Raw genomic sequence first — 13,230 nt, 5'->3', positions numbered from 1 at the left:
AGCCGATTTACAAAAACTACTAAAACAATGGATGCAAGATAATCAGTCATTTATCGAAATAACCGGATGGGTCATTGGGTTTGGGTATGACGATTCTCAATTGGATCGCTATCCAACAAAAGAAGATCTCGACGCCGTGTCAACCGACTTTCCTGTGATCATTATACATCAATCAGGTCACCTTTCGGTAGTGAATACAAAAGCGCTGGAAATGATTGGCTATGACGCAAGCACAGAAGATCCAAAAGGCGGAAAAATAAGACGTACTGCCGGTTCAAATGAGCCCAATGGAGTATTGGAAGAAGTGGCACATTTCGCAGTTTTATTTAAAGATTTTCTACCAAAAATGACTCCGGAGCTTCAAGACGAAATGTTACTGAAAGGTCAAAAATTGTATGCCTCTTTTGGGTATACAACAGCGCAAGAAGGAAGAAGCACCCCAGATGGCACAGCTACCATGGAAAGAGCAGCTGAAAAAAATACCTTAATTTTAGATATTGTTTCCTATGCTGATATACAAGCAAATAGAGCAGCTGCAGAATCTAAATATCAAGGTCTTACTTATACAAATAAATACCGCGTAGGAGGTGTGAAATTAAACTTAGATGGATCCCCGCAAGGTAAAACTGCTTGGCTTTCTCATCCTTATTTAATCCCCCCTGAAGGAGAATCTAAAGATTATCACGGTTATGAAAGTATGACTGATGAACAGGCCTATGAATATGTCGCTGACGCTTATAAAAATAATTGGCAGATTATGTCTCATTGTAACGGTGACTCAGCCATTGACCAATACATAAATGCTGTTTCCAAAGCAAATAAGGAATTTGGAAACGAGGATCGTAGAACCATTATTATACATGGGCAAACCGCCAGAGAAGATCAACTAGATAGTTTTGTGAGCGAAAAAATATGGCCTTCATTTTTTCCAATGCATACATTTTATTGGGGAGACTGGCATGTGAATTCAGTGTTGGGTAAAGAACGTGCTTACAAGATTTCTCCAACAAATACAGCGTTGAAAAAAGGTCTAAAATTCACCTCGCATCATGATGCACCGGTGGCATTGCCAAGTTCTATTAGGGTTTTATCGGCCACTGTAACAAGAGTTTCAAGAAGTGGTCAAATTATAGGGCCTGATGAGCGTGTTTCGGCGTATCATGGCTTAAAAGCACTAACTGACTGGGCTGCTTATCAACATTTTGAAGAATCAACTAAAGGTACCATCGAAATAGGAAAAGTAGCCGATTTCATCATCTTAGACAAAAACCCGCTTAAAATAGATCCTATGGAACTAGAGAACTTAGAGGTTGTTGCAACGTATAAAGGTGGTAAGGCTGTTTATAATAAATAAAAGAAAACTGAGCTCTATGAGTATGTCATCTTTAGCATTAAGAATAATATCAAGTACATTTTTGGTAATAGTACTTCAATATAATTTGCAGGCACAAAACCAGGATTGGATACTCCTTGCCAAAAAGGATGTGAGTTATAAAGCCGATAAAGATGTGTTGACACTTATAGGAAATGAAAGAAAAGTAGAGAAAATAAAATTAAAGTGTACACAGGGCTCGCTAAAAATTAAAAAAACGACGTTGATATATAGTGCTACAGATCATGAGGAACACAAACCCAAAGGTACTGGTATTTTAACGAAGGGTACAAGTTCAATTCCTTATAAAATAGCACAAGACAAAAATCTAAAACAAATAGAAATTGAATATGAAGCCTATGGCAATACTCTTTTGACCAAAAGGGCCAAGGTTGAAGTTTTAGGATTAAAACATAAAAAATAAACAGATGATTGGTATTCATAAATGGCTTCGTAATGTGCTAAACTACAACTTGTTAAAAAACATTTGTATCGGTATGCCTGTATTAACAACTTTCATGATCGTTTCAATTATGTCTTGTGAATCAAACCCCAAGGTACAAACTCTATGGGTGAATAGTGCCAAAGTTGATTGTGTTGGTGTAGGCCCGATGCAATGTTTTCAAATAAAAAATGAGGAGGACGAACCCTGGACAAACCTGTATCAGGAAATATCAGGTTTTGAATTTGAGCCTGGATATATTTATAAGCTCAAGGTCGCCATCGACACCTTGGATAAAGCCACATTACCTGCTGATAAATCATCTTTGGTGTATCGATTAGTGGACGTTTTGTCAAAACAAGCCGATCCCGTATTATCACTAAATGATATCTGGGTAGTTACCAAAATTGAGGGAGCTGAGGCTAAAAGTATCAATTCGAGAGAAAACCCGGTTTTGGAAATCAATACAAGGTCAATGAATATTCTAGGGTCAGATGGTTGCAATAATTACAGAGGAAAAATAGAGGCTTTATCAGAAAATAAAATCTCATTTGGGCCTATCATGAGTACTAAAAAAGCGTGTCGAGACATGGACTTACCAAATAAATACACCACTGCCTTAAGCAAGGTAAAATCTTTTAAAAAAGAGCATTTAGAATTGATCCTTTATGATGAAAATAATCAAGAACTGTTATCATTTAAAAAAGTAGACTGATGAATACCATAGAAATGCGAAATACACACTTAGAGCAAGACAAAAATGCCTTGTATCAGGATATCTATGTGGATGGCGTACCTTTTCAGGCTTCGCTAAAGAAAAGATATCCATTAGAATTTTCAACGGGTAGATATAAGGAAGAATTCCTGCCCCGATTCATGTCAAAAAGAAACAACACGAATCACGCTTCTGATTCCCAAAACCTAAAGATGATTGCACCAATTTACGGCTGTCAGGATAATTGCTGTATGTATTTATTTGCAGAAATCGAGTATACAGATTCACAGGTCAAATGGTTGAGAATTGGACAGGATTCTGCCTATTTAGGGACTAGTGAACGTGAACAGGAACCGCTGGTTTGGCTCAATGGATTTAATAATTTAGTATTCGACAAAAATGAATATGAGCGCATTTTTAATTGAATTACACTTTTCCCCCGAGATATTTTAATCAACAATTAAAAGCAAATATTTATGATGAATCGAAACACACTATTTATTTTAATTCTGAGTTTTTTTGTAATAGCATGTCAAAGTAATAAGACGAAAAACGATAAACATGATCCAGTAAAGACAAAACCTAACAAGCCAGCAAATGTTGTTGGTGGTTGGAGTCAGTCAGAAATCAACGAAGACGTCAAAAATGCTGCTAATTTTGCATTACAAGAGATTCAATCACCCTCTGAAATTGAAGAAATCTTAGAAGTGAAAACTCAAATCGTAAGCGGAAAAAACTACGATATTACATTTAGCTTAAAAAATGGTGAAAAATGGAATGTTGTAGTCTATAAAAATGTAAAGAATGAATACAGCTTGACAACGTCAAACAATCTCACTCCATAAAACTTTCCAATTGTAACGGTGACTCAGCAGTTCCCCAATACATAAATGCTGTTTCCAAAGCAAATAATTAATGCTTTTCTAATCAACCGAAACATGTGAATTCAACAAGTCAATATTTTCATTCATAACGGTCAAAAAATCTCCGTCATCTGGCTTGTTGGAACAAAGTTTAAAAACGGCGATTTCAATACCCATAGATTCTAATTGAGTCTGAGTTTCATCCCTTGGTGCAAATTCCCATAGCATCAAGTTTGGTTTGGAGGTTGAAACCAGCTTAGTTAGTCCTTCCCATTGATGGCTGTCTGGAATTTCATTGGGTTCAAAATGCACACTATTCATATTCAGATCATATCCTTTCGAGAGATATTGATAAACTGGATGTGAGCCTAAAATGATTTTTCCTCGCAAGCCAGTCGCAGCTGATAGCATTTTATCGTGTAATTCTTTTAAATCGATTTTTAGCTTATTTAAATTTGCTGTCAATTCAGATTCTTTCTCTGGAAGATGCCTTAACAAACCTAGGTAGACAGCTTCAGCCTGTTGTAGATTCAAGTTAAAATCTAACCAGGTTGTCATTGCGTACCCATCGTGATGATGCTCTCCATCAGGTCCGTGACTATGAGTTACTCCACCTTGTAATGGAATCAAAAATTCTTCAATCGAAGCACTTATGTCAATAATCCTACTTGAAGGTAAACTGACTTTGGTCATCCATTGTGCATAATTTCCTCCATAAGATAAAACGACATCTGCCTTTTGATATGCTTGCAATTCAGTTTCAGCGGGTTCCCAGTGCGCAGGATCAACATTTTTTGGAATGATATAACTCATTTCTATATATTCTCCTCCAATTCGCTCTGCAAAATAATGCAAGGGATAATTTACTGAAATAACGACTGGTTTAAGCTGTTCTTGACCCTTCTTTTTTGCTGGTTGTTTATCACATCCATAAAAAAGAAAAACAATTAAAATCAACGTGAATCTTTTCATGTAAAAAAATTTAAATAATAAAATGTTGAATAAAATCTTGAATAAAAAAGCCTGTAATCTGGTACAACAAAAATGAAATACAGCAACTAAAAAAAATCATGATTACCAACTCAAACCCTATTATTTCAGCGGTTTTATTCTTACTGGAGCCAATAGTGAACATGGTAAACAATTCGTCTTTTCTAAGCCTTAAGGTAAGTAAGACAATTAAAGAAATAATTATCAGGGTTGCAATTCCAACCAGAATAAACACCATGTTAAATATTTTCTTGATTCTAAAAATGGTCTGTAGCAGATTGTCTACGACTATAGTTGGTACCGCTATTTGCCCCATTAATTCTTGAGATTCAAACCTTCCTCTTAAAATCGTTGAAGCTTTCACGTCATTCGGCACAAAAATAATGGCGCTAAGCGGGTAAGTGTCCATATCACCATGAAAATGGAAACTTCCTGCATTTTTATCGTTGATTTCATTATACATAAACACTTTAGAACTGGCAGTAACTTTTGCACTATCTCTTTGTAAAACCAAGGTCGGATCTTCTACTTTTTGTAAATCCTGATGGCCATGGCCCAGGCCCATAATGATCCAGTTGGTTTTTAAATCTGTAAAAACGCCATTGTCATCCGGGCTATTCGCAGCCATAAGCACACCGACTATTTTCATTTTTAAGGGGTATACTCCAGCCAGATCAATAAAATTTTCAGGTGAAGAAACCAAGTCATCTCCTACTTTCAGATTTAATTCATTGGCCACATTGCTACCTAAAACACATTCACCAACGTACTGCAAATTTCTTCCATATTGCAGTTCTAAATTTCTAAATGAAAAATAATCAAGGTCGGTTCCTACAATCGGAAAGCCTCTTGCCTTGAAAACAGATAAAATTGGTATGCCATAACCAAGCCCTGTTCTGTTCAATTTTCCAACATCTCCTAATGAACTAGGCTCAACTTTATCTTGCTCAAAATACAACGTATTAATTACTAACTCTGTAGATCCTCCCTTTGAACCCACAATTAAGGGAGTCGCATTGGCCCTCAGAAGCATTTGCTCTTCACTTTCTGAAATCAATCTTTCCAGCCCAATAGGCAAAAACAAAATCAAGCCCACACAAAAAACCAAAACAAGGGTTCTGAACTTGTAGAAAGTTAAATACTTTATGGCGAGGTAAAGGCTCTGTTTCATGATCTATCTCGCTTGAAAATTTTTAAAATCGATCACTTGTTCAAAACCCTCAAGAACATCATGATCATGAGTCACCGTAATCAATGTAGAATTATTTTTCTCGACGGCATTAAAAAGAATATCCATGATTCTTTTTTTATTGTCAGGATCCAGATTTCCAGTTGGTTCATCTGCCAAAATAATTTTTGGCTTATTGATAAGCGCCCGGCAAATAGCAACCCGTTGTTTTTCTCCTTGCGACAATTTAAACGGATACTTATGGAGTTTATTAGAAATTCCCAGATCAGCAGCCAGACGCTGAAGTTCCGTCAAAGTATCATTCTCCATTTTTAGACTAGAATTGATACGAAATGGTAGGCGAATGTTATCCGATACATTGAGATAGGGAATTAATCTAAAATCTTGAAAAACAAATCCAATATTCTCGATCCTATAATTTCTGCGGTTTTTATCACTTAGATTATTGATTTGTTCCTCATTAATTTTTACGGTTCCTTGCTGAGGAAGGATAATCCCTGCCAATAAATTCAACATGGTCGTTTTACCAAAACCACTTGTTCCAATAATGGCAGTTTTACTTCCTGAATTGAATTTCAAATCATCTATTTTCAATTTGAAATCAGCATCAGGATACCTAAAAAATAAATTCTCAATGACAATCATCTCAACAAGATTTAAAGCCTGACTTCTTCAATAATTTCAATATCATGCACTTTCCATACGCCCTCCTTAGATTGAACACTCAAAATAGCTTCATATTGATTCACTCTACTGTGAATATGGCCCCAATGGCCAACATCTCCTGTTACAATCCATTTGCACTTGAAGGAAAGGCCTTCTTTGTCTGAAGAAACTTCTTCAACGTCAATTATTTCAACATTTTTTACTTTGACCTGAATTCCTCCTTGGTTTTCCATTACCATACTTTTTTTGGTTTGGATATAGAGGTTCGTCAGTAATTCTTCATCGTTACTCACCGCTAGCTTATCGTAAACATCGCTTTCCTCTCTAAAGTCAAAAGCCCTGTACGTATTTTTAAGAAGGTGCCCAATCATGGATACCGCTTCTGGTTTAGAAAATGAATATTGTTTTATAAATGGCAGGGTCAAACGCTGTTGAAAATACTTGCCAGAAACAAATATAAGGCCTCCTAAAAGCAATACAATTCCGAGTTTCATCAATCTTTTTTTGCTTTTGAAAACAGTAATCACACCAAAAAACATAACTAAAACCGCAACTAAACTTAATACAGGAACTTTGGCATATGAAACTTCAACTTCTGAAATTGTTGGCAACTTGTACTTTTTTAAATAATTCTTCCAAATCAGAATGTTGTCATCTTCTTTTAAGATATATGGCATCGGCCCTGCGGGGTCTGTGGCTACATTTGGAATTTCTTTTATTTTAGCAGAGAACATATCCCAATTAATACTCACGTCCTGAGCGATGCTCTCATGCGGATAAGCAAAAATCACCCCGATAACGGCAGAAGAATAATCCATAGGCTCCGGAACTTCCATAATCTGAATACCAGCCAATGACCATTTTACGAAATGAATTTTATCTATAATCGGATTGCCTAATTCCCCATCAATAGTCACCAGGTTTCTCGATACTAAAAATTCTCCTATCGTTTCTTTTAGTTCTTTCTGATCCTCAATTTCAATGGCGTCACCAAGTTTATACTTCATCGGTAACCATTCCTCCAGATCTTTTACCCGTACCAAAACTTCATGTCTAACTTCATAAGGATCCACATACAGGAATGACATCAAAGACGATTGATGATGTCTTCGTAAATTGTTATTATTGAATTTAGAATACCAAGGGTCTTCCCAATTCAAATTCAAAGTGGAGGGCTGACTCAAGTACCTAAGGTCATTAACGGGAATATTTTTATGATAGGTAACAAAACCAATACTGGCTCTGGTTCCTCTACGCCCTTCTTCCATTGGTGGTGTTATGATTACTTTTCGGGCTTTTTGATGAAGTGGGTAAACTATTTCAACAAACAAGACCTCTTTGCTGACATTTGTGTTCTTGTCCACAACTCCGGTATATAATGAGGCCCTGTATTTTCTTGGGACTATTTCTCTCTTAACTATCCGTCCTATTAAGTTCTTGCCATCTGCATTGAGAGTAAAGATATTCTCATAAAAATAATTTGAACCCTGAGATTTTATCAACTCATTTACTTCATCGATCAACAATTCTTGAGGCACTATTTGTTTAAAGTATTTCCAATCTTTCAGGCCTATCTCATAGGTCACTCTGATCTGACCTTCTTCAACATAAATCTCTATAATGGTCTCACATTGATCTGCCCTGATTAAACTAATAAAGTCTGCTTTTACCGGTTGGTAAAAGAGAAGAACGAGGGAAATAATTAAAATACTCTTTGCTTTCATTTCAATGGAACAATGTGAATATAAAATAAAAAAGCCACAATTGTGACTTTTTTATTTCGATATAACGTGGCTAATTTCAAATTGAAAATAGTTTGAACTGTTGAACTACTCTACTATACTATGTTTCTTCTTATATTCTTCTTCATTTTTGATTATTTTAGATTGATTTTATGCGCTAAACAAAGCTCTTATACATATACAAATTGACCTATAATCAATAAACATGGATATATTCGTTGTCGACTCACATTAAAATTAGGTAATACTACAGGAATAAATAAATTGTACACTAATGTACAATTTTACTTCTTTTTATATTATGATAGAAATCACTATTTCAAAAGATGACTTCAAAAAGTCTGAAATTCCATGGCTGGAACTAGGCCTTAAAACTCTTGCAATACATGGCCTTAGTAATATCAAAATAGATGTGATGAGTAAAAAATTAAATATATCCAGAACAAGTTTTTACCATTTATTTACATCTAAAAACAACTATATTTACAGATTGTGCGAATTCTGGGCTTATTCAGGAACTTTTAAATACATAGAGCGTCTTCAAAGGATAGAAAAACCAAGCGAGAAATTGATCGAAATCATTCGCTTTATTTCTCGGGATCGTTTAGAAGGAATAGCATGGATAAGTTATAAGCATATTGGCGATAACAACCATGAAGTGAAGAATATTCTTCATAAAATTGAATCATTGCGTATTGAATTTGTCTCAGGCATATTGATTGGTCTGGGCTATTCTGACGAACAAGCCAAAGTTAAGGCTCGTGTATTAATGTATTTCTTATTTGGATGGTTGGTGTTGGAATGGCCGAAAGAGAAAAAAAATGAAATATCCGAATCCGAAATAATCGAATTGCTGAGATCTATTGAGATAGATTTGAATTTTCATGACTCACAGTCCTAACTTATGAAACCACTGAAAAATGAAAAGATCCCTTCTCACTTTTTTTTGTTTGTTTTTAGTTGCAGTCGTAATGGCTCAATCCGAAACGGATTCTACGAGTACCTACAATAATAAGGAAGGGTTCGGAGGACCTAAAACGATAGGAGCACAATTGCAAGTTGATAATCAACCCAAATTCAACTACCGTATTCCAATTAAGGTCACCAAACCTTGGTATGATTTTAAATCGAACTTGTCAAAAAATACCGGGCTTGAGTTTGGGATCAATTATACCAGTTTAATCATTGCCTCGACCGAAACAATTTCAGATGAAAATACCAATAATGCCAGTAGCGGGGTATTTGACGTTCAGGCGGGGTGGACTTTTTTAAACCGAAAAAAAGGCAAAAACACCGGGAAGATCTTTGTAAAAATCAACGATAGACATTCTTACAAAGGCCCAGGTAGTACTCCTCCAATGTTTCATGGCCTCAACGAATCAGGATATTATGGACTTCCCGCCACTGGATACCGAGATTACAGCATAAGAATGTTAGAGCTAAATTACCAACAGGCTCTTTTTGACAATCATTTGCATGTTGTTCTTGGGAAGGTTGATCTAACCAATTACTTCAATTTCCACAGTTTGATTGTACCCTGGCAACACTTTATTGGCTACGGCGCTTCCGTGAGTGGATCTGTAAACTGGCCGGATCAGGGTTTAGGAGGCGTAGTAAGCATTCGCCCTACTGAGAAACTTTACATTATGGGTGGTTTGGCCGATGTGAGAGGTGATGTTTTCAGGGATGGTGAATTCTTGAATTTTGGCGACCAATTTCAAGATGGTAACTTCTGGAAAGGAGTTGAGCTGGGATACGTTCCATCATTTGAAGAGCGATATTTCAAAAAAATATCCATTATGTATTGGAATAGTGACGCCTACACCAATGTGAATGGCACCCTTATTGCCTCTGGCCAAGGTGTCGCCATTAGTGCTAACTGGTTTTTTTCAGAGCGTTTCATTCCTTTTGTGAGATTTGGAATTTCAAATGGCAATGGTGAAAACGCCTTCTACAAGTCTGATATTCAAGTAGGACATGGGTATCGTTTTCTCAATTATGACATTTTGGGTGTTAGTCTGAGTTGGAATGAACCAAATATTCCGGATGTTAAAGACCAAATTACTGCTGAAGTATTCTATAGGGTAAATTTGACTGCGCATTTTGAAGTAACCCCAAGCATGCAGTTTGTGTCGAATCCTACATTTAATCCAGATAGCAACAGCCTGTTTTACGCTGGATTCAGAGGAAGGATAACGTTCTGACGAAGATTCTTATCGGTATAATTCTTTAGGTTATTCGTTTCGTTTTAATTACATTACAAATATCTTTGGTTAAAGCCTTTTAGTGGCAGGCAATGTAGCTAAACAGGAAGAATCCGCGATTTATTAAGGTAAAAAATAAGCCTGAAAAATCATTGAATTTGAGCTACTTCGCGATTAATTTTAACTAACAACTTTTATATTCAGACCATAAAAAAACTAATTTCAACCTTCTTCCTTATTTTGCTGCACACGCTTTCCTCAGTCCAAAGTTTAAAGATCGACGAGGAATTGGGCAAACAGAATATTGCCATGGTGGAGCAAGAAATGGGAATCTATGATGATATAAAAAAGACTGCCTATTTAACAAAAGTTGTAGATCGTCTCATTGCAAAACTAGACAAACCACTATTTAACTAACGTTTTAAAGTACACAATATCAAAAAGATAAGTAGGGTTCCTACTGCGAAAATCTTGAATTCAAACCAAAGTTTTGTATCTTGAACACTCGCCTTAAGAAAGCCTATGCATTTAATTGACACGATCGATCTTACAGATTACAGGACAGTTCTGCTCCTGTACCTGTTGATATTTGTAATTATTCTTTTTCGATATGCCATACTTTCAGGTTCTTATTATTACCTATTTCATATCGCTTTTAAAAAGAAATATGCGGATCGAGTGTTGACTACAAAAATGCCTTCAGCAGAACAAATCAAAAGAGAAATAAGGCTCTCCATTTACAGTACTTTTATTTTTGGTCTTGTTGGAGTCCTGCTCATTTTTTTATGGCAAAATGGATATACCCAAATATATCTGGCCCCTGGCGATTATCCATTGTGGTATTTTCCGATTAGTATTTTACTTTTCATGTTGATGCATGATACCTATTATTATTGGATGCATAAGTGGATGCATGATTATAAGTGGCTGCGACGCTATCATTTAGATCATCATAAAAGTGTTAATACAACGGTTCTAACTTCCTTTTCTTTTCATCCTGTGGAGTCTTTCTTTCAAGCCATTATTCTCCCCATCTTATTCATGATCATCCCTTTACATCTTTTTGCCATACTTCTCATTCTTTTATTGATGACCTTTTCAGCCATAATCAATCATGCAGGAGTTGAAATCTATCCACGAAGTTCATTTTTTAACGGGTTTCGAAAATATGTTATTGGAGCCACCCATCACGATATTCATCACCGTCATGCTCAAAAAAACTTTGGTTTGTATTTTACCTTTTGGGACAAGTGGATGAATACCGATTATTGATTGTTATTTCATCCAATTCAGATCAAGTATTACTCACTTCCAATACTTCTTCCTTCGGATCAAGGACTTCCATTTTTTGTTTTTCTTTTACTGGAAATGTCCACTTCAGTCCAAAGAAGGGTCTTAAAAAGGCGATTCTTCGTAAAACAAATTCATACAGCAGGAAGCAAACAACTACTGTAAAAACAGCGATAGCAATAAACTGAAGCCATGGAGATATGTTTAAGGGTAAAAAAAGCTTGGCTCCTGCAAATAGAACAACCATGTGAATGATGTACACCGGATACACTGCCTGACTTAAATAATTCAGCGCTTTACTTGGTTTGTTCAAATACCTGTATCCAAAACCAAAGACACCAAAAATCCAGCAATTGGACTCAATAGCCATGAGATACCCCGGTGCTTGCGTACCATAGATATAGAATCGAATTCCAAAAAGAACAATGGCCAATCCAGTATATAACCATCTCCATTTCAAAACAGTATTCCAGAAATTTTTCCCGCTATATACCAAAAGGAATCCAAACAAAAAGGCGAGCATCCCATTAAAAAATCCATGCCATGTCTCCGCATACAAGGCAAAAAGCTGCGGTTTTATCAATACCACTTCAAGAATAAAAAACAACGAGATAATAAAAGGACCCCCCGGATGGTTCATCAATGTAGCAAGTCCTTTCTTGAATTTATCATTGTTATAGTTCTTCAAATAATAGCATAGAGGTAATAACAAGAGCACATACACAAAGATATTTCCTAAAAACCAGAGGTGACCTTGGTGAGGGAAGTAGCCCAAAGGCATGTTATAATAATCCTGAAAAAGATACATGTGTAACGGCGTAATCGCAATGATACCAAAAACAAAAGGCAACAATATACGTTTTGATCGCTCCAGTAATAATTGCTTCCAGTTTCGTTTCCTGGTCGCAAAATACAGCCCCATTCCTGAAACGAAAAACAACAATGGAATACGCCAGACGTTTAACATAGTCATTGGTTGCCACAAGGATTCCAGCGATTCATCGTTCTTTATAAAACCTATGAACATGGCCCATGGTTGAAAAATAATGGCTATATGATAAATCAATAACAAACCTATTGCTATTACCCGTAACCAATCTATATCGTGTCTTCTTTCTGATCTCATTTTGAATCTTGTTAAGTATTATTATTGTAACATCATCGCCATTACCGGACGTAATTTTTCTATTTCGTTCAAATCAAGTTGTAAACCGATTGGGCTTAGTTGTTGTTGTAACATTTCATAGATAGGCTTTATCTCCGCATAAGGACCGCTCACACTTTGTCCTGGTGTGGCGCCAAAATTGTTCTTCGCATTCTTATCGGCTTTGGCATCTAATAGAGACTGGGCAATTTCAACACGACAGAAAAATGCAGCTACATGCAAGGGAGTCGCCCCATCATTGTTTTTAATAGAAAGATCCGCACCTGCGTCAATCAACGCTTTTGCAATTTCTTTGTGATCAAAAGTCGCGGCTGTTGTAATTGGAGTAGATCCACTCATCTGATCCTTTTTATTCAAGTCTGTCCCCGCTGCAATATGTTGTTTAACAACTTCAAGGTTACCAGTCATCACTGCTGTTTGAAGGTCCATATCAGGGGTGTCAACTAACGACTTTGCTACAGCACTATTCTTAGAATCACTTTTGGCATTAGCGCCGGACTGAGCACATGCGCTTGTAATTAATAATACTAGTAGGGAAATACTTAAGACTGTTTTAATCGAATTCATTTTTTGTGTTTTCATGTTTTTAAAT

15 protein-coding genes are annotated in these 13,230 nt (G+C 36.2%); 9 read left to right on the top strand and 6 right to left on the bottom strand.

Annotated elements, in window-relative coordinates; all coding sequences use genetic code 11:
- The 5 genes from ACR2MV_RS00750 to ACR2MV_RS00730 all read left to right on the top strand — a co-directional run.
- On the top strand, positions 1 to 1,354 hold a 1,354-nt coding region (locus tag ACR2MV_RS00750; RefSeq protein WP_434019955.1), incomplete at its 5' end, for an amidohydrolase.
- A 22-nt stretch (positions 1,355 to 1,376) separates the two neighbouring features.
- A complete protein-coding gene (locus ACR2MV_RS00745) occupies positions 1,377 to 1,796 on the top strand; it encodes a hypothetical protein (RefSeq protein ID WP_434019954.1) in 420 nt (139 codons plus the stop codon).
- 73 nt (positions 1,797 to 1,869) lie between these two features.
- Positions 1,870 to 2,529 carry a DUF4377 domain-containing protein gene (locus ACR2MV_RS00740; RefSeq protein ID WP_434019953.1) on the top strand — a complete coding sequence of 220 codons (660 nt, stop codon included), beginning with the start codon at positions 1,870 to 1,872 and terminating at the stop codon, positions 2,527 to 2,529.
- Positions 2,529 to 2,954 carry a hypothetical protein gene (locus tag ACR2MV_RS00735; RefSeq protein ID WP_434019952.1) on the top strand — a complete coding sequence of 142 codons (426 nt, stop codon included), beginning with the start codon at positions 2,529 to 2,531 and terminating at the stop codon, positions 2,952 to 2,954. The genes ACR2MV_RS00740 and ACR2MV_RS00735 overlap by 1 nt, the downstream gene beginning before the upstream one ends.
- 51 nt (positions 2,955 to 3,005) lie before the next feature.
- Entirely contained in the window at positions 3,006 to 3,374 is a 369-nt protein-coding gene (locus tag ACR2MV_RS00730) for a cystatin domain-containing protein (RefSeq protein ID WP_434019951.1), read from the top strand.
- A 78-nt stretch (positions 3,375 to 3,452) separates the two neighbouring features.
- On the opposite strand, the gene ACR2MV_RS00725 is transcribed toward ACR2MV_RS00730, so the two are convergent.
- Genes ACR2MV_RS00725 through ACR2MV_RS00710 form a run of 4 tightly spaced genes read right to left on the bottom strand, consistent with a single transcriptional unit; the run spans position 3,453 to position 7,961 of the window.
- The gene (locus ACR2MV_RS00725; protein WP_434019950.1) at positions 3,453 to 4,364 is read right to left on the bottom strand and encodes a metal ABC transporter substrate-binding protein; all 912 of its coding nucleotides are present in this window, start codon (positions 4,362 to 4,364) and stop codon (positions 3,453 to 3,455) included.
- 10 nt (positions 4,365 to 4,374) lie between these two features.
- Positions 4,375 to 5,553, bottom strand: coding sequence for an ABC transporter permease (locus ACR2MV_RS00720; protein WP_434019949.1), 1,179 nt, complete (start codon positions 5,551 to 5,553; stop codon positions 4,375 to 4,377).
- Positions 5,554 to 5,556: 3 nt separating this feature from the next.
- Positions 5,557 to 6,216 (bottom strand): ABC transporter ATP-binding protein, encoded by a 660-nt coding sequence (locus ACR2MV_RS00715; protein WP_434019948.1) that lies wholly within the window; start codon positions 6,214 to 6,216, stop codon positions 5,557 to 5,559.
- An 11-nt stretch (positions 6,217 to 6,227) separates the two neighbouring features.
- Positions 6,228 to 7,961, bottom strand: coding sequence for a hypothetical protein (locus ACR2MV_RS00710; protein WP_434019947.1), 1,734 nt, complete (start codon positions 7,959 to 7,961; stop codon positions 6,228 to 6,230).
- Positions 7,962 to 8,253: 292 nt separating this feature from the next.
- Between ACR2MV_RS00710 and ACR2MV_RS00705 the strand changes: the two genes are divergently transcribed.
- The 4 genes from ACR2MV_RS00705 (at position 8,254) to ACR2MV_RS00690 (ending at position 11,455) form a co-directional block, all read left to right on the top strand.
- Positions 8,254 to 8,880, top strand: a complete 627-nt coding sequence (locus ACR2MV_RS00705; protein WP_434019946.1) for a TetR/AcrR family transcriptional regulator — start codon at positions 8,254 to 8,256, stop codon at positions 8,878 to 8,880.
- A 19-nt stretch (positions 8,881 to 8,899) separates the two neighbouring features.
- Positions 8,900 to 10,183 carry a carbohydrate porin gene (locus ACR2MV_RS00700; RefSeq protein WP_434019945.1) on the top strand — a complete coding sequence of 428 codons (1,284 nt, stop codon included), beginning with the start codon at positions 8,900 to 8,902 and terminating at the stop codon, positions 10,181 to 10,183.
- Between the two features lie 240 nt (positions 10,184 to 10,423).
- Positions 10,424 to 10,600 (top strand): hypothetical protein, encoded by a 177-nt coding sequence (locus ACR2MV_RS00695; RefSeq protein ID WP_434019944.1) that lies wholly within the window; start codon positions 10,424 to 10,426, stop codon positions 10,598 to 10,600.
- A gap of 105 nt (positions 10,601 to 10,705) precedes the next feature.
- On the top strand, positions 10,706 to 11,455 hold the full coding sequence (locus ACR2MV_RS00690; protein ID WP_434019943.1) for a sterol desaturase family protein: 750 nt from the start codon (positions 10,706 to 10,708) through the stop codon (positions 11,453 to 11,455).
- Positions 11,456 to 11,477: 22 nt separating this feature from the next.
- Here the strand turns inward: ACR2MV_RS00690 and ACR2MV_RS00685 are convergent, their stop codons facing one another.
- On the bottom strand, positions 11,478 to 12,599 hold the full coding sequence (locus ACR2MV_RS00685) for an acyltransferase family protein (RefSeq protein WP_434019942.1): 1,122 nt from the start codon (positions 12,597 to 12,599) through the stop codon (positions 11,478 to 11,480).
- 21 nt (positions 12,600 to 12,620) lie between these two features.
- Positions 12,621 to 13,220 carry an ankyrin repeat domain-containing protein gene (locus tag ACR2MV_RS00680; protein ID WP_434019941.1) on the bottom strand — a complete coding sequence of 200 codons (600 nt, stop codon included), beginning with the start codon at positions 13,218 to 13,220 and terminating at the stop codon, positions 12,621 to 12,623.
- Positions 13,221 to 13,230 lie beyond the last annotated feature (10 nt).

The sequence above is a fragment of the Lutimonas sp. genome (assembly GCF_051011215.1).
In the GTDB taxonomy this organism is placed as follows: domain Bacteria; phylum Bacteroidota; class Bacteroidia; order Flavobacteriales; family Flavobacteriaceae; genus Lutimonas.
This window is presented reverse-complemented; position numbering and strand designations above follow the sequence as displayed.

Bases quoted from the DNA above. Each gene is read 5' to 3' on its own strand.
- ACR2MV_RS00725 (WP_434019950.1), bottom strand. From the start codon at position 4,364: ATGAAAAGATTCACGTTGATTTTAATTGTTTTTCTTTTTTATGGATGT.
- ACR2MV_RS00715 (WP_434019948.1), bottom strand. From the start codon at position 6,216: ATGATTGTCATTGAGAATTTATTTTTTAGGTATCCTGATGCTGATTTC.
- ACR2MV_RS00745 (WP_434019954.1), top strand. From the start codon at position 1,377: ATGTCATCTTTAGCATTAAGAATAATATCAAGTACATTTTTGGTAATA.
- ACR2MV_RS00700 (WP_434019945.1), top strand. From the start codon at position 8,900: ATGAAAAGATCCCTTCTCACTTTTTTTTGTTTGTTTTTAGTTGCAGTC.
- ACR2MV_RS00730 (WP_434019951.1), top strand. From the start codon at position 3,006: ATGATGAATCGAAACACACTATTTATTTTAATTCTGAGTTTTTTTGTA.
- ACR2MV_RS00685 (WP_434019942.1), bottom strand. From the start codon at position 12,599: ATGAGATCAGAAAGAAGACACGATATAGATTGGTTACGGGTAATAGCA.
- ACR2MV_RS00680 (WP_434019941.1), bottom strand. From the start codon at position 13,220: ATGAAAACACAAAAAATGAATTCGATTAAAACAGTCTTAAGTATTTCC.
- ACR2MV_RS00720 (WP_434019949.1), bottom strand. From the start codon at position 5,553: ATGAAACAGAGCCTTTACCTCGCCATAAAGTATTTAACTTTCTACAAG.
- ACR2MV_RS00740 (WP_434019953.1), top strand. From the start codon at position 1,870: ATGCCTGTATTAACAACTTTCATGATCGTTTCAATTATGTCTTGTGAA.
- ACR2MV_RS00710 (WP_434019947.1), bottom strand. From the start codon at position 7,961: ATGAAAGCAAAGAGTATTTTAATTATTTCCCTCGTTCTTCTCTTTTAC.
- ACR2MV_RS00705 (WP_434019946.1), top strand. From the start codon at position 8,254: ATGTACAATTTTACTTCTTTTTATATTATGATAGAAATCACTATTTCA.
- ACR2MV_RS00690 (WP_434019943.1), top strand. From the start codon at position 10,706: ATGCATTTAATTGACACGATCGATCTTACAGATTACAGGACAGTTCTG.
- ACR2MV_RS00735 (WP_434019952.1), top strand. From the start codon at position 2,529: ATGAATACCATAGAAATGCGAAATACACACTTAGAGCAAGACAAAAAT.